The organism is Microvirga sp. P4_G7, assembly GCF_056401005.1.
The window spans coordinates 1-897 of sequence record NZ_JBFUKD010001032.1 but is presented as its reverse complement, the minus strand read 5'-3'; the positions used below and the strand labels follow the sequence as shown (position 1 = coordinate 897).

1 protein-coding gene is annotated in these 897 nt (G+C 59.8%); it reads right to left on the bottom strand.

The genetic code is table 11. The features are described 5' to 3' along the window. Positions 1–897: ABC transporter substrate-binding protein (locus AC1DT3_RS22805; RefSeq protein WP_477467441.1), on the bottom strand; the 897-nt coding region annotated here is incomplete at both ends.

Here is an 897-nt window from a genome sequence, read left to right as displayed (position 1 = left end):
CTCCTGGGGCCGTGAGTTCACCAGCAGCTCGAAGGTGAAGGGGTCGCCGTTGGCCGGCCTTGTTGCGCATGACCCCTCGGTCAATGCGCCATCCTGGTCCAGAAGCGCCAACGCATGGTGGGCCGCGTCCCGATCGCGGCCGGTGCCGTCGTTCGCGGGAATGGTCCAACGTCCTTCGAGAATGTCGGGGCGGACGATGTCCGAATACGGCGCCAGGAGCGTCCGTTCGCGCGCGGTTGGAGCCTCGCCGTAAGAGGACAGATCAGAATCGGCGAAATAGCTCGTCGACCGCTGGAGCAGGCCGAAGAACAGATTGCGGTTGATCCAATCGAAATCGAGAACGTAGCCAAGGGCCTCGCGCACCCGGACGTCCTTGAAGAGGGGTTTTCGGCTGTTGAATACGAATCCGTTCATCCCTTTCGGCGTCAAAATCGGGAGCGTCTCGCGAATGATCTTCCCGTCTCGAACGGAGGGAATGTCGTATCCTTTCGCCCACCGGGTGGCATCTCCTTCGACGCGATAATCATAAAGTCCTGCTTTGAAAGCTTCGAACAACGTATTGGCATCGCGATAGAAATCGTACTGGATCTCGTTGAAGTTCAGGAGCCCCCTGGTGATCGGCAGGTCCTCGCCCCAATAATCCTTCCGCTTCTCGAGCACGATCCGCTCGCCCGGTTTGACTTCCTTGATGCGGTATGGCCCGGAACCGATCGGCGGTGTCAGCGTGGTGTTGGCGAAAGTATCCGGATTGGTCGCATGAGCCGGGAGCACCGGCATAGTCGCGATGATCAGCGGCAGTTCCCGGTCGTTCGAGGCGGACAAATCGAACCGGATGCGCTGCGGCGAAAGGATCTCGACCGCTTTGACCTGTCCGAAACTGGTCCGGTTGAACGAACG